The following is a 17,522-nucleotide window of genomic DNA, read 5'->3' on the forward strand; positions in this document are numbered from 1 at the left end:
GTGTACTCCTCGTGCTCGACCGACACCGGCTGGTAGTCGGCCCCGACGTCGAGCGCCTGCGGGTGCTGGCCCGCGTAGCGGTCGGTCACGTGCGCGAACTGCAGGGAGGCGTCTGCGGTCGCGAAGCTGTTCGGGTTGACCAGGTTGATCATGAAGAACCCTGCAGCGGCCGCGAAGGCCAGCAGGACCACGATGGGCCTGGACTTCTTCTTGAGTGAATTGTGCATAGTGATGACGGGGCGGGCGGGGGCGTCGACCTGCTTCGGCGCATTGGAGCGCCGGGCCACGACGGCCGCCTTGGTTGCTACTCGCCTGCCCACGATCACAGAACCATAACGGCGGGGTGGGCGGATGCCAAACCCAAACGCCCGAGAGTCACCGGACGGCCAGCATCACGTCGGTGACCGAGTCGAGCAGCAGATCGACCTGCGCCTCGGCGTAGCCGCCGCGCTGCGGGCGGAAGGTGACGGTGCGCACCTCGTCGACGCTCACCGCGAGCCCCTCAGAGAAATACCTGATCAGGCGGGCGGAAAAGCGGTCGACCTCGACCGTGCTGTAGCCCAGCGTGAAAGGGCTCGTGCGCGTGAAGCGCTGCTTGTCGGGGCGGTCGAGACGGTTCACGATCACCTGGGCCAGCTCGCGCGCCCGGCCGAACCACTCCTTTTCTCCGAGTTCACTCCGAGCCTGCTGCCGCTCGCGCTCGGCGAAGACGTCCTCGAGGCGCTCGAGCGCGGCATCCACCGCACCCGGCTCGTAGCCGCCCTTCCTCAGATCGAACGCGGTGCGCCGGATGTCGACCGCAGTGAGGCCGCGGGCACGGCCGTCGAACACCGAGCGGGCCTTCGACAGGAAGCCGTCGACCTGCTCGGGGTCGTAGCCGCGCTTGCCGCGGCCGACGGTGGGAAAACTCGACATGGAGCTCCTCGGTTCGGGTCGGGTGAGAGCGTCAGCTCACGAGAACAGCGGATAGAAGATCAGGTACAGAGCATAGGTCGCCGCCATGGACGGGAGGATCGAGTCCAGGCGGTCGAGGATGCCGCCGTGGCCCGGCAGCCAGGCGCTCATGTCCTTGATGCCGATGTCACGCTTGATCAGCGACTCGGCCAGGTCGCCGACGGTCGCGGTCAGCAGCAGCACCGGGCCGAAGACGAAGCCGAACCACCACGGCACGTGCAGCATGAACAGCGACAGCAGGATGCCGGCGATGATCGCCGCCGCCCCGGCGCCCGCGAAGCCCTCCCACGTCTTGCTGGGGCTGATCGTCGGAACCATCTTGTGCCGCCCGAGGTTCAGACCCGCGGCGTAGGCGCCGGTGTCGGTCGCCACGACGACGACGATGGCGGCGAGGAGCCACCAGCGACCACCGGGCGAGGCCTGCGGCGAGACGAGCAGCACGGCGAAGCTCGCCAGCAGCGCGACATATGCCTGAACGAGTATGGACGCCGTGATGTCGCGCAGGAGCGTCTCTCGGCCGCCACGCCGGCTCGGCCAGGCGTACTCGACGACCCGCCACAGCACGACGAAGGCGATCCCCGCCATGGTGACGACCCAGCGCCACTCCGCGTCGAGGTAGTAGGAGGCAGGAACGACCGCCAGTGCCGCGATGACGCTCGCGGTGCGCGGGATGTCGCGCCCGCTCGCCCGCAGCGCGGTGCCGAGCTCGACGACCGCGATGGCGACCGCGGCCGCGGCGAACACCATGAACAGCTCGGTGACGAACAGCAGGCTCGCCAGCACGAGCACGCCTGCCCCGAGGCCGATCGCGATCGCGAGCACCAGGTCTCGGCCGGTGCGGGCGCGGATGCGCTTGTTCACCTCGTCGAACTGCGCGCGGGCGTTGTCGAACTGCGCGCGCGACTCCTGGAGCTGTCGCTCGAGATCGGCGCGGGCGGCCTGGGCTTGCGCCTTGAAGTCGGGGCCCTGGGGCCGCTGCGCCATGGGATCAGACCTCGAGGAGTTCGGCTTCCTTGCGGGTGAGAGCCTCGTCGATCTGGTCGACGTGCTTCTTCGTCAGCGAGTCGAGCTCCTTCTCGGCTCGGGCGATCTCGTCCTCGCCGACCTCCTTGAGGCCGTCGAGCTCGTCCTTGGCCCGACGGCGGATGTTGCGGATGGACACCCGCGCCTCCTCCGCCTTGGCGCGCACGACCTTCACGTAGTCCTTGCGCCGCTCTTCCGTGAGCTCGGGCATGGTGATGCGGATGATGTTGCCGTCGTTGTTCGGCGTGACCCCGAGGTCGGGGCGGGCGACGATCGCCTTCTCGATCTCTTTGAGGGCCGTCTTGTCGAAGGGCTGGATCAGGATGACGCGCGCTTCGGGCACCTGCAGCGAGGCCAGCTGCTGCAGCGGCGTCGGGCTGCCGTAGTAGTCGACCAGCACGCGCGAGAACAGCTGCGGGTTCGCGCGCCCGGTGCGCACTTCCGAGAAGTCCTCCTTCGCGGCCTCGACGGACTTGCCCATGCGTTCTGTCGCGTCGGACAGGACATCAGCGATCACGGTAGCTCCTTCGTAGAACTGTCCCGTCGATTCTATCGACGCGACCGGCGGGCTGACGGCAGGCGCTCAGTGCGTCACCAGCGTGCCGATGGGCTCACCCAGCAGCGCGGCCTTGACATTGCCGTCGGGCTGCATGCCGAACACCTGCATCGGCATCCGGTTGTCCATGCACAGGCTGAACGCCGTCGAGTCGACGACCTTCAGGCCGCGCCGCAGCGCGTCCTGGTACGTCAGATGGTCGATCTTGGTGGCGGTCGGGTCGTGCTTGGGGTCGGCGGTGTAGACGCCGTCGACGCCGTTCTTGGCCACGAGCACGGCGTCGGCGCCGATCTCGAGGGCCCGCTGCGCCGCGACGGTGTCGGTCGAGAAGTACGGCAGGCCGGCGCCGGCGCCGAAGATGACGATGCGGCCCTTCTCGAGGTGGCGCTCTGCGCGCCGCGGGATGTACGGCTCGGCGACCTGCGTCATCGCGATCGCCGACTGCACGCGCGTCTCGGCGCCCGCCTGCTCGAGGAAGTCCTGGAGCGCCAGCGCGTTCATGACGGTGCCGAGCATGCCCATGTAGTCGGCACGCCCGCGATCCATGCCGCGCTGGCTGAGCTCGGCGCCGCGGAAGAAGTTCCCGCCGCCGACCACCACCGCGATCTCGACGGAGCGCGCGGCCTCGGCGATCTCGCGCGCGAGCGCGGCGATCACATCGGGGTTCACCCCGAGGGAGCCGGCGCCGAACGCCTCACCGGAGAGCTTCAGAAGGACTCTGCGCTTCTTGTCGTCGGCCATGTCGTGGGGTCGTCCTTCCGTGTCGTTCTGCTCTGTCGTCGAGGCTATCGGGTGCGCCGGTCGCGATGTGGACGGGCGCGAAAAAGGGGCCCGGATGCCTGAAGCATCCGGACCCCCATGGAGTGGCTTACGCGCCGACCTTGAAGCGGGCGAAACCGGTGACGGTCAGGCCGGCGTTCTGCGCGACCTTGCCGACGGTGAGCGAGTTGTCCTTCGCGTAGTCCTGCTCGAGCAGGGCGACCTGCTTGTAGTAGGCGCCGAGACGGCCCTCGACGATCTTCGGGAGGATCGCCTCGGGCTTGCCCTCCTGGCGCGAGATCTCCTCGACGATGCGGCGCTCGTTCTCGACCTTCTCGGCCGGCACGTCGTCGCGCGTCAGGTAGTCGGGGTTCGCGAAGGAGATGTGCTGGGCGATGCTGCGCGCGGTCTCCTCGTCAGAGCCCGTGTAGGCCACGACCACGCCGACCTGCGGGGGCAGGTCCTTCGAGGTCTTGTGCAGGTAGATCGCGAACGCGTCGCCGGTGAGGTAGGCCACACGGCGCAGCACGATCTTCTCGCCGATGACGGCGGCCTGGTCCTCGATGACGTCGGCGACGGTCTTGGTCGCGGCGGGGGCGGCGAGCGCCTCCTCGAGCGTCTTCGCGCCGGCGAGCACGACGGCCTCGAGCACGCCGTCGGCGAGCGCGATGAACTTGTCGTTCTTGGCCACGAAGTCGGTCTCGCACGCGAGCTCGATGAGCCACGCCTCGTTGCCCTTCTCGCGAGCGGCCACGAGACCCTCGCTCGTCGAGCGGTCGGCGCGCTTGGCGTTGCCCTTCGCGCCCTTCAGGCGCAGGATCTCGGTCGCCTTCTCGAGGTCGCCATCGGCCTCCTCGAGGGCCTTCTTGGTGTCGACCATGCCGGTGCCGAGCTGCTCACGCAGCGCCTTGATGTCGGCGATGCTGATGGTTGCCATTCTGCTGGAACTCCCTGGTATGAGTGTTGTGAGCGGTGACGGGGTGCGAGTCTTACTCGGCGCTGGCTGCCGGCTCGGCGTCCGCGATCTTCGCGGTCTCGGCGCTCGACTGCGCCGGGGTGGCCTCGTCGGCGGTCTCGCCCGCGTTCAGGAGCTCCTGCTCCCACTCGGCGAGCGGCTCGGCCTCTTCGCCCTCGGTCTGACCGTGCTTGGACATGAGACCCTCGGCAGCGGCGTCGGCGACGATGCGGGTGAGCAGAGCCACCGAGCGGATCGCGTCGTCGTTGCCCGGGATCGGGTAGTTGACCTCGTCGGGGTCGCAGTTCGTGTCCAGGATGCCGACCACCGGGATGCCGAGCTTCTTGGCCTCGTCGATGGCGAGGTGCTCCTTCTTGGTGTCGACGACCCAGATCGCGCTCGGTGTCTTCGTCAGGTTGCGGATGCCGCCGAGCGACTTGTGCAGCTTGTCGAGCTCGCGCTTCTTGATCAGCAGCTCCTTCTTGGTGAAGCCGCTGGTGTTGCCCTCGAAGTCGAGCTCCTCGAGCTCCTTCATGCGAGCGAGGCGCTTCGAGACGGTGCTGAAGTTGGTGAGCAGGCCGCCGAGCCAGCGCTGGTTCACGTAGGGCTGGCCGACGCGGGTCGCCTGCTCGGCGATCGCCTGCTGGGCCTGCTTCTTCGTGCCGACGAAGAGAATGGTGCCGCCGTGGGAGACGGTCTCCTTCACGAAGTCGTACGCCTTGTCGATGTACGTGAGCGACTGCTGAAGGTCGATGATGTAGGAGCCCGAGCGCTCGGTGAGGATGAAGCGCTTCATCTTCGGGTTCCAGCGGCGGGTCTGGTGCCCGAAGTGGACACCGCTGTCGAGCAGCTGGCGCATGGTGACGACGGCCATGATTGTTCCTTTGTGGTTGAGGTTGATAGTCCTAGTGCCCGACACGCTCCCGCCCGCACCCGGATGAGCCGGTGCGGGACCTGAGGGAACTGTGCCGCCGACGTGGTGTCGGCACCTGGGCACGCGTAGTCACCCCGACGAGCGGGGTGCTCACAAAGTCTATCAGTTCGTGCCGCGCAGTTCGGGATGGTGCGCCAGGAAGAGCTCCTCGGTGTGCTCGAGCGCGACGCCCTTCGTCTCGGGGACCCGGAGCAGCACGAAGATGAACGAGAGCGCGGCGAAGACGGCGTAGATCGTGTAGGTCCACGGCAGCGACCAGGCCGACAGCGGCGGGAACGTCTCGGAGATGATGAAGTTCGCGATCCACTGCGCAGCCGCAGCGACGCCCAGCGCGCGGGCGCGGATGCGGCTCGGGAAGATCTCGCCGAGCAGCACCCACACGAGCGGGCCCCACGTCGCCCCGAACGCGATGATGAACACGTTGGCCGAGATCACAGAGACGACAGCCCAGCCGGTCGGCAGCGAGAGCTGGCCGTCGTGCAGAGTCGCGAAGCTGAACGCGACCGCCTCGAGTCCGAGCGGGATCGCCATGCCGACCGAGCCGATGAGCAGCAGCAGGCGGCGGCCGAGACGATCGACGAGGGCGATCGCGATGAAGGTGACGGCGACGTTCACTGCGCCGCTGATGACACTGAGCAGGAACGCGTGGTCGCCGAGCCCGACGGCTGTCCACAGCGAGTTCGAGTAGTAGAAGACGACGTTGATGCCGACGAACTGCTGGAAGACCGACAGGATGATGCCCACCCAGACGATCGGATGCAGGCCGAACGACGGGCCGCGCAGCGTGGCCTTCGCGTTCCTCTTGTCCTCGGCGATCGCCTTCTCGATGTCGCCGATCGCGCCTTCCACCTCGTCGTGGGGCACGATCGTCGAGAAGACCTGCTCTGCCTCTTTGCGCTTGCCGACGAGCAGGAGATAGCGCGGTGACTCGGGAATGCGCAGCGCGAGGTAGCCGTACACGATCGCAGGAATCACGCCGACGATGAACATCCACCGCCATGCCCCGAGGTTCAGCCAGAGCGAGGCCGTCGCCTCGTTGCCCGCGGCGCTGTTCAGCACGAAGTCCGACAGCAGCGCGACGAAGATGCCGATCGTGATGGCGAGCTGCTGGAGCGAGGCGAGCCCGCCGCGCACGCTCTTGGGCGCGACCTCACCGATATAGGCGGGGGCGATCACCGAGGCGATGCCGATGCCGAGACCGCCGATGACGCGCCAGGCTCCGAGATCCCAGACGGTCTGTGCGAGGCCTGCGCCGATGGCGCTGACGAAGAACAGGATGGCCCCGAGCAGCATCACCCGCGGCCGACCCCAGCGGTCGGCGAGGCCGCCGGCGATCCAGGCGCCGAGGGCGGAGCCGAGCAGCGCCACGGCGACGACGAAGCCCTTCACGAAGTCTTCGGCGGGGCCGGACACGGCGGGGGCCACGATCTGCTTCCCGATCGCGTCGACGGCGCCGTTGATGACCGATGAGTCGAAACCGAATAGGAAGCCGCCCACGGCGGCGGCGATTGCGAGGCCGGTGACCCGGCGGCGGAACCTCGGGTCGATCTGCTCGATTTGTCCGACTGACATCGCGTGCTCCCCTCTCTCCTGCGACCACTCTTTCCCTCCACAGACCCCGGGCGCAACGGATTGCGCACCGAAAGCCCCTTTGCCCGGGGAATCCGCTCGGCCGCCCTGGGATGCTGACGGGCATGTCGGCAGCGAAGATCACGTGGTGCGTCCTGGTCGCCCTCGCGCTCACGCTCGTCCCCGCGTCAGCGTCCGCGACGGATGCCGCGCCTGCCGCACCTCACTGGCGGTGGCCCACCTCTCCCCCAGCGGCGGTGCTGCACCCTTTCCTGGCCCCGCCCGGGCCCTACGCGGCGGGGCATCGCGGGGTCGATTTCGCGGCCGCGCCTGGCGATGAAGTTCTCGCCCCGGCCGACGCGGTCGTCCAGTTCGCGGGCGTCGTCGTCGACCGGCCTGTCGTCACCCTGCGCGTCGACGAGCACGTGCTCGTCAGCTTCGAGCCCGTGACGGCCACGGCCGACACTGGCACGAGGCTCACGGCCGGCCACGCGCTCGGCACCGTCGCGCGCGGCGGTCACTGCGACGGCGTGTGCCTGCACGTCGGGGTGCGCGTCGACGGCGAATACGTCTCGCCGATGCTGTACTTCGCCGGCATCCCGCCCGCGGTCCTGCTGCCGCTGCAGTGACGACACTGCCGCGCCCGCGTCAGGCGCGAGGGTGCGCCTGCGCGTAGCTCTGCTTCAGCCGCTCGACCGAGACATGCGTGTAGATCTGCGTCGTGCCCAGGCTCGCGTGCCCGAGCAGCTCCTGCACGGCACGCAGATCGGCACCGCCGTCGAGCAGGTGCGTGGCCGCCGTGTGCCGCAGCGTGTGCGGCCCGTGCGGGCCGCCGCCCGGGAACGCGGAGAGCGCGCGTGAGACGACCTCGTAGACGGCCCGTGTGCTGAGGCGCCGCCCCGTGCCGCTGAGGAAGAGCGCGTCACCCGCGTCACCGTCGGCACGCGCCGCGAGAGTCGGACGAGCGGTGCGCACGTAGTCGACCACGGCGCCGAGCGCAGGCACCCCGAACGGCACCGTGCGCTGCTTCGCCCCCTTGCCGGTGACGACCATGGTGAGGCGATCGAAGTCGAGATCGGCCACGTCGAGGCCGACGAGCTCGGAGACGCGGACGCCGCTCGCATACAGCAGCTCGAGCAGGGCACGGTCGCGCACCGCCGTCGGATCCCCGGTCTCGGCACGCTGCGCAGCTCTCTCGAGAAGCTCGGACATCTGCTGCTGCGGCACCACTCGCGGCAGAGGCCGCCCCCGCTTCGGCGAAGTCAGCCGCACGCCCGGGTCGGTCTCGCGCAGGCCGGTGCGCGCGGCCCAGGCCGTGAAGCTGCGCGCCGCCGCACTGCGCCGGGCGAGTGTCGACGCGGCGAGACCTGCTTCGGAGCCCTGCCACTGCCACGCCCGCAGCACCTCGAGATCGAGGTCGCCGAGCGAGGTGACGCCCGCCTCGGCCGCAAAGCTCTGCAGCCTGCCGAGATCGGCGCGGTACGACGAGATCGTCGCCTCGGACAGTCCGCGCTCGTAGCGCGCGTGCTCGAGAAAGCGCACGATCGCATCGGAGAGCTTCACTCCATCAGCATGCAGCGCCCTCATGCCCGGCGCGGGAGCGACACCCACCCCGCGTCGGTCTTGCGCACCCGTCCGTCGAGCAGCAGCACACCGAGCAGCCCCGCCGTCTCGCCCTCGCCCAAGCCGCTGCGCTTGGCGACCTCGGCCACCGGGCGGGCGCTGCGGGTGCTGAGCGCCGAGAGTGCTCTGCCGTAGCGGGGATCCTCCGGATCGGCGAGCGGTTCTGGCTCGTCGATCTCGCCGTGTGCGATCCGAATGATGTCGTCAACGCCTTCGACCACCTCCGCTCTGCCCTCCTTCAGAAGCCGATGACAGCCCGCCGAGGACGGGCTGGTGATCGGGCCGGGGACGGCGCCGATGGGCCGCCCGATGTCTGAGGCGTGATTGGCGGTGTTGATCGACCCTGAACGCGCGCCCGCCTCGAGGACGACCACGGCGCTTGCCATCGCCGCGATCATGCGGTTGCGGGCGAGGAAGCGGAACGGCGTCGGCGGTGTGCCGAACGGCACCTCGGCGACGACCAGGCCCTCGCGGGCGACGCGGGCGATCAGCTCGCTGTTGCCGATCGGGTAGAAGCTGTTCAGCCCGCCCGCCATCACCGCCACGGTGTTCCCGTGAGTCGCGAGCGCCGCACGATGCGATGCGGCGTCGATGCCGTACGCGCCGCCTGAGACCACCGTCCACCCGCGCTCGGCGAGCCCCGCCGACAGCTCGGTGGCGACGTGGGTTCCGTAGCCGGTCGCGGCCCGCGTGCCCACCATCGCCGCGGACGTGCCGTAGCTCGCCAGCAGCTCGACATTGCCGAGCCCCCACAGCAGCAGCGGTGCGTGATCGCCCAGGCCCGCGAAGCCGGCCGACCACTGCGGATCATCGGGCACGAGAAGCTCCGTGCCCGATGCGGCGGCCATCGCGAACACCGAGCGGATGAACATCGGCGACATGCGGGGCTGCCAGCGCAGGAACCCGGCCCGGACCCCCGCAGGCGGCTCGAGCCCGCGCACCGAGTAGGCGGCATGAACGGCGGTCGCCACCGCCGTCGCCTCGTGGCGCAGAGCGCTCGGCGAGGCGAAAGGCTCGTCACGATAGACGAGCTCGATCGCGTCGGCGGCCCCGAGGTCGTCGATGAGCCGACCGGCGACGCCGTCCCCGGGTTCGGCGAGGGCGCTCCAGATCACACGGGCGGTCAGCTCGGCGTCGTCGCTCGCCCTGCCCGGCCGCAACCTGTCCCAGAGCTCTGCACGCTCGCCGGCCCCGATACCGATCGATGGTGTCATGCGCTGTCCCCCTCCCGGAGCGCGATCGCCGCCCCGACATGCTCGGCCCCCGGCGAGACGGCGCCATCGAGGTCCGCAAGCGTCCAGGCGACGCGCAAGACGCGCACGTACCCGCGCATCGTCATGGCGTGCCGCTGGTAGTGGCGGTCGAGAGACGAGGTGATGCGTTTCGGCAGCCGGCCCGGCCCTTCGGTGAGCCACTTGCTCGGAATCCGCCCGTTGATCTCCCACCCGGCGCCCGCGAAGCGCTCGCGGGCGGCGGCGCGGGCGAGCTCGACCTGGTGCCGCGCCTCTGCGCTGGTCCGTCGCGGCCTGTCGCCTGCGGCCAGCAGCTGCGCGGGCGCGAGCCGGTTCACCGTGAGCTGCAGATCGATGCGGTCCATCAGCGGCCCGGACAGGCGATTGAGGTAGGCCCGCCGGCGGCCGGGCCCGCAGGTGCACTCCTTGTCGGCCGACACCCCGTAGAGCCCGCACGGGCACGGATTCGCGGCGAGCACCAGCTGGAACCGCGCGGGGAACTCGGCCTGATGGTGGGCGCGACTGATGGTGATGACACCGGACTCGAGCGGCTGCCGCAGCGCATCGAGCGCCGCGGGCTGGAACTCGGGCGCCTCGTCGAGAAAGAGGACGCCGTGCGACGCGCGCACCGCGGCGCCCGGCCGGATGCGGGTGCTGCCGCCGCCGACGAGCGCCGCGGCCGAGGCCGTGTGATGGGGAGCCTCGAACGGAGGGCGGGTGACGAGCTCGCTCACCGAGCCGAGTTCCGTGAGCGAGCGGATCGACGTGGCTTCGAGCGCGGCCCGCTCGTCGAGGTCGGGCAGCAGCCCCGGCATCCGCTCGGCCAGCATGGTCTTGCCGGCCCCAGGCGGCCCGAGGAAATACGCATGGTGGCCGCCCGCCGCCGCGACGACGAGAGCGCGCACGGCGTCATCGTTCCCGATCACCTCTGACAGGTCGAGGTCGTCGATGGCGCGCGGCGAGACCGGCGCGGCCAGCACCGGCTCGACGGGGATCGGCGTGAAGTCGCCGCCGTGACGGATCGCCGCGTCGCGCAGGGACGCGACGGGAATCACCTCGACGTCAGGCACCAGCTGCGCCTCCGCGAGGTTCCCGAGCGGAACCATGACCCGGCGCGCGCCGGCGCGGACCGCGGCGTGCACCGCGGGCAGCACCCCGAGCACGGGCCGCACCCTGCCGTCGAGCCCCAGCTCGCCGAGGTGGACGGTGCCCGCGATGGACGCCGAGGAGATGCTTCCGGCTGCGGCCATGGCGGCGAGAGCGATGGCGAGGTCGAACGCCGAGCCGTGCTTCGGCAGGGTCGCGGGCGAGAGGTTCGCGATCACGCGGCTCTGCGCCAGCGACGCGCCCGAATTGGAGGCGGCGGCGAGCACCCGGTGCGCCGCCTCGGACAGCGATGCGTCGGGCAGACCGATCAGGGTGAACTTCGGCAGACCGGACGTGATCGATGCCTCGACGTCGACCAGTGCGCCACGCAGCCCCTGCAGCGCGACCGCGAGCGTGCGTGCGACGCCCATCAGCCCACACCGCGCAGGTGCTCGATGCGGGCCGGCCCGTCGAGGCCGCCGATCACGGCGATCACGTCGAGGCGGATGCGCCCGCGCACGCTCTCGGACTGGGCGCACCACTCGCCCGCGAGCCGCCGCAGCGCTCTCAGCTTGGCCGGCGTGACCGCCTCGAACGGATGCCCGAACCCGAGTCTCGACCGCGTCTTGACCTCGACGAACACGGTCGTGCCCTCATGCTCGGCGATGATGTCGAGCTCGCCCCGGCTCCCCCGCCAGTTCCGCCCGACGATGCGGTAGCCGCCGGCTTCGAGGAAGCTCGCGGCGAGCTGTTCGCCGGATCTGCCGAGCACGTCTTTCTCTGCCATGCCGACAGCGTGGCCGAGGCATCCACCGCCCCGCGGGCCAGGAGGCCCGAATCGTGGACAAGTGCAGGCAACCGGCCCCTGTGAGCGGAATGACGCGCGCTACTCGTCGAGCGCGAGCTCCTTCGGAAGCTCGAATTCCTTGGACGACAGCTCTTCGATGTTGACGTCCTTGAAGGTCAGCACCCGTACGGACTTGACGAACCGGTCGGCACGATAGACGTCCCACACCCAGACGTCGTGCATGGTCAGCTCGAAGTAGAAGTCGTGCTCGGTGTCACGCCGCACGAACTCGACCTCGTTGGCCAGATAGAACCGGCGCTCGGTCTCGATCACGTACTTGAACTGGCTGACGACATCGCGGTACTCGCGGTACAGAGCCAGCTCGACCTCACGGTCGTAGTCGTCGAATTCGTCCTCGTCCATTTGGACTCAGTCTAGGGCCGCGCGCACACGCGGGGCCTCAGTGGATCCAGGTCCGGCGGTGGTGGTCGCACGGCCCCAGCTCGGCGATGGCTGCCAGGTGCGCGGGGGCCGCATAGCCCTTGTTCGAGGCCCACCCGTAAGCCGGGAAGGCGTCGTGCAGCCCGACCATGAACCGGTCCCGGTGCACCTTGGCGATGACGGATGCCGCGGCGACCGACGCGCAGGTCATGTCGCCCTTGATGCGGGTCGTCACGGCCATGCGCGTCTCGAGCACGGGATTCAGGTAGTCGTGATTGCCGTCGAGCAGAACGGATGCCTCGTCGAGCGGCGCCCCGGCCGCCCGCAGCGCCCCGAGCGCGCGCCACCCGGCGAGCCCGAGTGCGGCGATGATGCCGTGCTCGTCGATCTCGGCGGGACTCGCCTCGCCCACGGCCGAGAAGAGCCCCCACCCGGCACACAGCGGCGCGAGCTCCTCGCGGACCGCCTCGGACAGCAGCTTCGAGTCGCGCAGCCGCTCGGGGTGAGCCGGCATCTGCGCGCCGATCACGACCATGCCCACGGCGACAGGGCCGGCAAGCGCGCCGCGGCCGACCTCGTCGACGCCGATGACGTAGCGCGCCCCGGAAGCGAACAGCTCGCGCTCGGCCTCGAGCGTCGGCGCGGCAGAGGAGACGGGGGTCACGAGCCGTTCTTCGCGACGCCGCGGAAGACGTCGGGGTAGTTGGAGAGCCAGCTCCAGCGGGAGATCGGCCAGCTGATCACGAAGGCGCGGCCGACGACATCGGATTCCGGAACGAAGCCCTTGCTCGGCAGATTCTGATGCTGGCTCGAGTCGGCCGAGTCGGCACGGTTGTCGCCGAGCACCCACAGCTTGCCGGGCGGCACGGTGACGTCGAAGGTCTTGCTCGCGGCCTGCTCCCCCGGCTGCACCGTCGTGTACGGCTCCTTCAGGGGCACTCCGTTGACCGTGATCTGGTTGAGCGCGTTGCAGCACACCACGTGGTCGCCCGGCAGCCCGATGACGCGCTTGACGAGATGGTTGTCGCTGTCGTTGGTGCCGAGTCCGATGAAGGTGAAGAAGTCGCTGAGGCCGCGCGCGACCGGGTTGCTCGGCTCAGCCGCCGGGACGTTCTCGCTCGCGGTCAGCCAGCCGCCCGGGTCGGTGAAGACCACGATGTCGCCGCGGTGCACGGGCAGCAGCTTCGGCTCGAGCTCGTTGACGATGATGCGGTCGTTGTCGGGTGCGCCCGGGCCGCCCATCAGCGTGTCCTCCATGGACGCCGAGGGGATGTAGAAGGACCGGATCAGGAACGTCTTGATGAGGAACGAGACCAGCAGCGCGACGATGAAGATGACGACGATGTCGCGGATGAACAGCCACACGGCTCGGCCCCTGCTTCGGGTGGCGGTGCGCTGCGCCCCTCGGGTCGCCGCCGGATCCGTCATGCTCTCTGCCATCTCGCCCTTGTCTCGGGGCCTCAACGAGCAGAGCCCCCGGCCCAGTCTAAGGGGGTCGGGGGCTCTGTCTTTTTGAATGCGTTACGCGTTCCGAGTCAGAAGGCGGCGCGGCTTACGCCTCGCGCTTCTCCTTGATCTTGGCCTTCTTGCCACGCAGCTCGCGCAGGTAGTAGAGCTTCGCGCGACGGACGTCACCGCGGGTGACGACCTCGATCTTGTCGATGATCGGCGAGTGCACCGGGAAGGTGCGCTCGACGCCCACCTGGAAGCTCACCTTGCGGACGGTGAAGGTCTCACGCACGCCGTGGCCCGAGCGGCCGATGACGACGCCCTGGAAGACCTGGACGCGGGAGCGGTTGCCTTCGACGATGTTGACGTGCACCTTGACGGTGTCGCCGGGGCGGAACTCGGGGACATCGGACTTGAGGCTGGCGGCATCCACCCGGTCGAGGATGTGCATGGCTGTTCGCTCTCTGCGACCGCCACAGGTCGGCCGCTGGTCTGTGCTGACAAACGCAGCATGATGAAGATGTAGGCGGTGCCGCCCGATTGCGCTCCCCTGTGGCAGGGCCGCGCGCGGCACAAACATCCATTCTGCCAGAGCCCGGCAGAGCAGCCAAATCAGTCGGCGAGCAGATCGGGGCGCACCCGCCGCGTGCGCTCGAGCTGCTGCTCGCGCCGCCACTCGGCGATCGCCCCGTGGTTGCCCGACAGCAGGACGGGCGGCACCTCGCGCCCCCGCCAGACGGCGGGCTTCGTGTAGCTCGGGTACTCGAGCAGCCCGTTCTCGTGACTCTCCTCGACGAGCGACTCGGGGTTGCCGACGACGCCCGGGATGAGACGGCCGATCGCCTCGATCATCGCCATCACCGCCACCTCTCCGCCGTTGAGCACGTAGTCCCCCATGCTCACGAGCCTGACGCGCGCGTGCTCGGATGCCTCGTCGAAGACCCGCTGGTCGATGCCCTCGTACCGCCCGCACCCGAAGACCAGGTGCTGCTCGGTCGCGAGCGCCCGCGCCGTCGCCTGCGTGAAGACCTCGCCCGCGGGCGACGGGAAGATGACGAGCGGGTCCTCCGCGCCGTCGAGCACCTCGTCGAGCGCCTCACCCCAGGGCTCGGGCTTCATGACCATGCCCGCTCCCCCGCCGTAGGGCGTGTCGTCGACGGTGCGATGCCTGTCATGCGTGAAATCGCGCAGGTCGTGCACCGCGAGCTCGAGCAGGCCGCTCGTCTTCGCCTTGCCGAGGAGCGAGATGTCGAGGGCATCGAAGAACGTCGGGAAGATCGTGACGATGTCGATGCGCATCAGAGAATTATGACGGATGCCGCACCGCTACACCCGGCGCAGGGGCGCCAGCTCGGACGCCCCCTGCCGGTAGCGGTTCAGCACGAGGTCGACGAGCGCCTGGGGCGGCCGGCGGCCCCGCATCAGCAGAGGGCCGGCGACGACGTCTCCGCCCACGTCCACGACGGACTCCGCGAACCGCCCCGGGGTGAGCAGGTAGCTCGAGACGGCCACGCGACTTCCCGGGTGGAGCCCGCGCATGGTCTCGACCGCGGCGGCCAGCCGCGGGACGGCCGCCGACAGGAATCCGACCGTGACGTAGCGCTCGAGCGCATGCGCGAGTCTGCGCCCGACGTCGACGCTGTCGCGCACGACCTGATGATCGCTCGAGCCCGCGGCGGCCATCACGATGACATCGTCTGCCCCGAGACCGGCGCTGCGCAGTCGCTCGGCGAGCAGCGCGACGATGGAGTCGTCGGCACCGAGGGCGGCCGTGAGCGTGGCGCGGCGCGGGGAACCCGCGGCGAGGCACCGCTCGAGATCCCGGTGCAGATGCGCGGGCGGCGACAGCATGACCGGCACCGCGACGACAGGCTCGCCGTCGCCGAACTCGGCGGTGAGCAGCGGCTCGAGCTCGACCTGATGCACGTCGACGACCGCCGGCACCACACGCAGCTCGGGGGCGGCGCGCCGCACCGCGCTGAGCAGCTGCTCGACGGCGCCGTCGTCGATGACGTCGCTCCCGCCCTCGACGACTGCGAGAAGCGCCGGTACCGTCATGGCTCGAACGTATGAGAGCCGTGTTTCCGGCGACTGCACCCGGATGTTTCCGGGCGGTGAAAGCGAGCTATCAGGCCTCGGGCGCGGCGTCGTCGTCGGGCAGCTCTTCGAAGAGGCCCGCGGGCGGGGTGACGGTCAGCGTGCCTGCGGCGAGGTCGACCGCGGGGACGATGGCCGACACGAACGGCACCAGGACCTCGCCGGCATCCGTCTCGATCGCGAGCAGATCCTGCGCGGGCAGGTGGTCGACGCGCGCCACGGTGCCGACGGGTGCCCCGTCGCGCAGCGCGGTCAGGCCGACGAGCTGGTGGTCGTACCAGGCGTCCTCTTCGGGAGCGTCGTCGACGGCGTCGACCCAGAGGATCGCCTTGATGAGCGTCTCGGCCTCAGTGCGGTCGTCGACGCCGACGAAGAAGCCCACGGGGTGGCCGTTGTACCAGCGCAGCTCGCGCAGCTCGAGGCTCTTCCCATGCCACTTCGATGTGTCGGGAACCTGGAGCGAGAACACGGCGCCGGGAACGAAGCGGCGCTCGGGGTCGTCGGTGTACAGCTCGAGCTTGATGGCGCCTTTGAGGCCGTGGGCCTTGGTCAGGCGCCCGACGCGGAGCTGCGTGCCGGATGCAGGCCGTTCGGACGGCACGGAGTCGGCCGCCATCAGCGGTCGGTGTCGACGATGTCGACGCGGACGCGCTCACCCTTCGCCAGGGCGTTGACGACGGTCCGCAGGCTGCTGACGGTGTGACCGCCGCGGCCGATCACGCGGCCGAGGTCCTCGGGGTTCACGCGAACCTCGAGGACCTCGCCACGCGGTGAGCTCGTCTGCGCGACCTCAACGTCGTCGGGGTGGTCGACGATCCCCTTGACGAGGTGGGTGACAGCGGAAGCGAGCATCGTGGGGGAACCTACTCAGCAGCCTCGTCGGCAGCGGTCTCGGTCTCGGCGGGAGCCTCGGCCGCAGGAGCCTCGGCCTTGGCCGGGGTCTCGGTCTTCGGCTTGAGGACCGGCTTCTTCTTCTCGTCGGCGACGAAGGGGGTCTTCGGCTCAGCGACCTGAACCTTCGACTCGGTGTCCTTCTCGCCCTTGAACTTCGCCCAGTCGCCGGTGAGCTTGAGCAGCGCCGCGACCTGCTCGGTCGGCTGTGCGCCGACGCCGAGCCAGTACTGCGCGCGCTCGGAGTCGATGTCGATGACCGACGGGTTCTCGGTGGGGTGGTACTTGCCGATCTCTTCGATCACGCGACCGTCGCGCTTGGTGCGCGAGTCGGCGACGACGACACGGTAGTACGGGGCACGGATCTTGCCGAGGCGCTTGAGGCGGATCTTGACAGCCACAGTTCTCCTGTTGATTTCAAAGGTTGTAAGCGAACTGACTGCGCAGGCTGTGGGGTGCACACCCGCGCAGGAGGTCTGATGGAGGTCTCACGCGTTCGGATAGAGGGTCGGAACGCATAAAACCGACATTCCATTCTGCCAGACGATCGGGCAGGGGGACTAATCGGCCAGCGCGCGCGCCGCCGCGAGCCCTTCGCTCGTCGCGCGCACGGCATCGACGGACCGCGCGTCGCGCGCGCCGCCCACGATCTCATGAGGGATGCCTGCGGAAACGAGCTCGGCGGAGAGATCCTCGCGCGGCTCCTGCCCCGCGCAGACGACGACCGTATCGCCGGGGATCAGCTCGATCGTGCCGTCGGCGTGCACGACCTCGACGCCCTCCGGCGTGATGCGACGGTAGTCGATTCCCGAGAGCATTCGGACGCCGGCGTGCTGCAGGGCGCCGACGTTGACCCAGCGGCTCGTGATGCCGACGCCCTGGCCGAACTTGCCGCTGCGGCGCAGCACCGTCACCTGGTCACCGGGGCGCGGCCTGTGCAGCGCCCTGGTGGGGCGCGAGCGCGCGAACTCGGCGGCGCCGTCAAGACCGAAGCGCTCTTCGAAGGCAAGGGCGCGGGTCTTCTCGTCGTGCGACTCGACGAGGAACGCGGCGAGGTCGACGCCGATGCCGCCACCGCCGATGATGGCGACGGTACCGGCCGGAACGCCCTGCCGGATGGCCTGCTCGTAGCTCAGCACGTGGGGCAGCCCGGCACCCGCGATGTC

General features: G+C 69.7%; 23 protein-coding genes. 1 reads left to right on the forward strand and 22 read right to left on the reverse strand.

The genetic code is table 11. The annotated features are described in order from the left end of the window. The 8 genes from ACM2XV_RS04900 to ACM2XV_RS04935 all read right to left on the reverse strand — a co-directional run. A partial coding sequence (locus tag ACM2XV_RS04900) for a hypothetical protein (RefSeq protein WP_487026159.1) occupies positions 1 to 287 on the reverse strand: 287 nt, incomplete at its 3' end. Positions 288 to 375: 88 nt separating this feature from the next. After that, positions 376 to 915: a DivIVA domain-containing protein gene (locus ACM2XV_RS04905; RefSeq protein WP_344778727.1), complete on the reverse strand. Its 540-nt coding sequence runs from the start codon at positions 913 to 915 to the stop codon at positions 376 to 378. A 36-nt stretch (positions 916 to 951) separates the two neighbouring features. Continuing rightward, the gene (locus tag ACM2XV_RS04910) at positions 952 to 1,938 is read right to left on the reverse strand and encodes a phosphatidate cytidylyltransferase (RefSeq protein ID WP_344778726.1); all 987 of its coding nucleotides are present in this window, start codon (positions 1,936 to 1,938) and stop codon (positions 952 to 954) included. A gap of 4 nt (positions 1,939 to 1,942) precedes the next feature. After that, the gene (gene frr, locus ACM2XV_RS04915) at positions 1,943 to 2,494 is read right to left on the reverse strand and encodes a ribosome recycling factor (protein ID WP_344778724.1); all 552 of its coding nucleotides are present in this window, start codon (positions 2,492 to 2,494) and stop codon (positions 1,943 to 1,945) included. Between the two features lie 66 nt (positions 2,495 to 2,560). Further along, positions 2,561 to 3,274 (reverse strand): UMP kinase, encoded by a 714-nt coding sequence (gene pyrH / locus ACM2XV_RS04920; RefSeq protein ID WP_344778722.1) that lies wholly within the window; start codon positions 3,272 to 3,274, stop codon positions 2,561 to 2,563. A gap of 127 nt (positions 3,275 to 3,401) precedes the next feature. Continuing rightward, on the reverse strand, positions 3,402 to 4,229 hold the full coding sequence (gene tsf, locus ACM2XV_RS04925; protein ID WP_344778720.1) for a translation elongation factor Ts: 828 nt from the start codon (positions 4,227 to 4,229) through the stop codon (positions 3,402 to 3,404). Positions 4,230 to 4,281: 52 nt separating this feature from the next. Further along, positions 4,282 to 5,121: a 30S ribosomal protein S2 gene (gene rpsB / locus ACM2XV_RS04930; protein ID WP_487026160.1), complete on the reverse strand. Its 840-nt coding sequence runs from the start codon at positions 5,119 to 5,121 to the stop codon at positions 4,282 to 4,284. 162 nt (positions 5,122 to 5,283) lie between these two features. Next, positions 5,284 to 6,753 (reverse strand): sugar porter family MFS transporter, encoded by a 1,470-nt coding sequence (locus ACM2XV_RS04935; protein ID WP_487026161.1) that lies wholly within the window; start codon positions 6,751 to 6,753, stop codon positions 5,284 to 5,286. A 122-nt stretch (positions 6,754 to 6,875) separates the two neighbouring features. Here ACM2XV_RS04935 and ACM2XV_RS04940 point away from each other — a divergent pair, with 122 nt between their 5' ends. After that, positions 6,876 to 7,379 (forward strand): peptidoglycan DD-metalloendopeptidase family protein, encoded by a 504-nt coding sequence (locus tag ACM2XV_RS04940; protein ID WP_487026162.1) that lies wholly within the window; start codon positions 6,876 to 6,878, stop codon positions 7,377 to 7,379. A 19-nt stretch (positions 7,380 to 7,398) separates the two neighbouring features. On the opposite strand, the gene ACM2XV_RS04945 is transcribed toward ACM2XV_RS04940, so the two are convergent. From ACM2XV_RS04945 to ACM2XV_RS05010, 14 genes are all read right to left on the reverse strand, one after another. After that, positions 7,399 to 8,313: a tyrosine recombinase XerC gene (locus ACM2XV_RS04945; protein WP_487026163.1), complete on the reverse strand. Its 915-nt coding sequence runs from the start codon at positions 8,311 to 8,313 to the stop codon at positions 7,399 to 7,401. Between the two features lie 20 nt (positions 8,314 to 8,333). Beyond that, on the reverse strand, positions 8,334 to 9,587 hold the full coding sequence (gene dprA, locus ACM2XV_RS04950) for a DNA-processing protein DprA (RefSeq protein ID WP_487026164.1): 1,254 nt from the start codon (positions 9,585 to 9,587) through the stop codon (positions 8,334 to 8,336). Further along, a complete protein-coding gene (locus ACM2XV_RS04955; RefSeq protein WP_344778708.1) occupies positions 9,584 to 11,122 on the reverse strand; it encodes a YifB family Mg chelatase-like AAA ATPase in 1,539 nt (512 codons plus the stop codon). The genes dprA and ACM2XV_RS04955 overlap by 4 nt, the downstream gene beginning before the upstream one ends. Next, on the reverse strand, positions 11,122 to 11,478 hold the full coding sequence (locus ACM2XV_RS04960) for a YraN family protein (protein WP_344778706.1): 357 nt from the start codon (positions 11,476 to 11,478) through the stop codon (positions 11,122 to 11,124). The genes ACM2XV_RS04955 and ACM2XV_RS04960 overlap by 1 nt, the downstream gene beginning before the upstream one ends. Before the next feature lie 99 nt (positions 11,479 to 11,577). Beyond that, complete coding sequence (locus tag ACM2XV_RS04965; protein WP_344752209.1) at positions 11,578 to 11,901, reverse strand: DUF2469 domain-containing protein; 324 nt, start codon at positions 11,899 to 11,901, stop codon at positions 11,578 to 11,580. A gap of 37 nt (positions 11,902 to 11,938) precedes the next feature. Continuing rightward, positions 11,939 to 12,583: a ribonuclease HII gene (locus tag ACM2XV_RS04970; RefSeq protein ID WP_344778703.1), complete on the reverse strand. Its 645-nt coding sequence runs from the start codon at positions 12,581 to 12,583 to the stop codon at positions 11,939 to 11,941. After that, positions 12,580 to 13,359 (reverse strand): signal peptidase I, encoded by a 780-nt coding sequence (gene lepB, locus ACM2XV_RS04975; RefSeq protein ID WP_344778701.1) that lies wholly within the window; start codon positions 13,357 to 13,359, stop codon positions 12,580 to 12,582. Before lepB ends, ACM2XV_RS04970 begins: the two co-directional genes overlap by 4 nt. Before the next feature lie 112 nt (positions 13,360 to 13,471). Then, positions 13,472 to 13,819: a 50S ribosomal protein L19 gene (rplS, locus tag ACM2XV_RS04980; protein WP_487026165.1), complete on the reverse strand. Its 348-nt coding sequence runs from the start codon at positions 13,817 to 13,819 to the stop codon at positions 13,472 to 13,474. A 161-nt stretch (positions 13,820 to 13,980) separates the two neighbouring features. Then, positions 13,981 to 14,667, reverse strand: a complete 687-nt coding sequence (trmD, locus tag ACM2XV_RS04985) for a tRNA (guanosine(37)-N1)-methyltransferase TrmD (protein WP_344778697.1) — start codon at positions 14,665 to 14,667, stop codon at positions 13,981 to 13,983. Positions 14,668 to 14,694: 27 nt separating this feature from the next. Beyond that, entirely contained in the window at positions 14,695 to 15,426 is a 732-nt protein-coding gene (locus ACM2XV_RS04990; RefSeq protein ID WP_344778695.1) for a sirohydrochlorin chelatase, read from the reverse strand. 70 nt (positions 15,427 to 15,496) lie between these two features. Beyond that, positions 15,497 to 16,081: a ribosome maturation factor RimM gene (rimM, locus tag ACM2XV_RS04995; protein WP_344778693.1), complete on the reverse strand. Its 585-nt coding sequence runs from the start codon at positions 16,079 to 16,081 to the stop codon at positions 15,497 to 15,499. Then, the gene (locus ACM2XV_RS05000; RefSeq protein WP_344778691.1) at positions 16,081 to 16,317 is read right to left on the reverse strand and encodes an RNA-binding protein; all 237 of its coding nucleotides are present in this window, start codon (positions 16,315 to 16,317) and stop codon (positions 16,081 to 16,083) included. Before ACM2XV_RS05000 ends, rimM begins: the two co-directional genes overlap by 1 nt. An 11-nt stretch (positions 16,318 to 16,328) precedes the next feature. Then, positions 16,329 to 16,757 carry a 30S ribosomal protein S16 gene (gene rpsP, locus ACM2XV_RS05005; protein ID WP_344778689.1) on the reverse strand — a complete coding sequence of 143 codons (429 nt, stop codon included), beginning with the start codon at positions 16,755 to 16,757 and terminating at the stop codon, positions 16,329 to 16,331. 159 nt (positions 16,758 to 16,916) lie between these two features. Then, a partial coding sequence (locus ACM2XV_RS05010) for an FAD-dependent oxidoreductase (RefSeq protein WP_487026166.1) occupies positions 16,917 to 17,522 on the reverse strand: 606 nt, incomplete at its 5' end.

The organism is Gryllotalpicola sp. CP2-P1 (assembly GCF_057512245.1).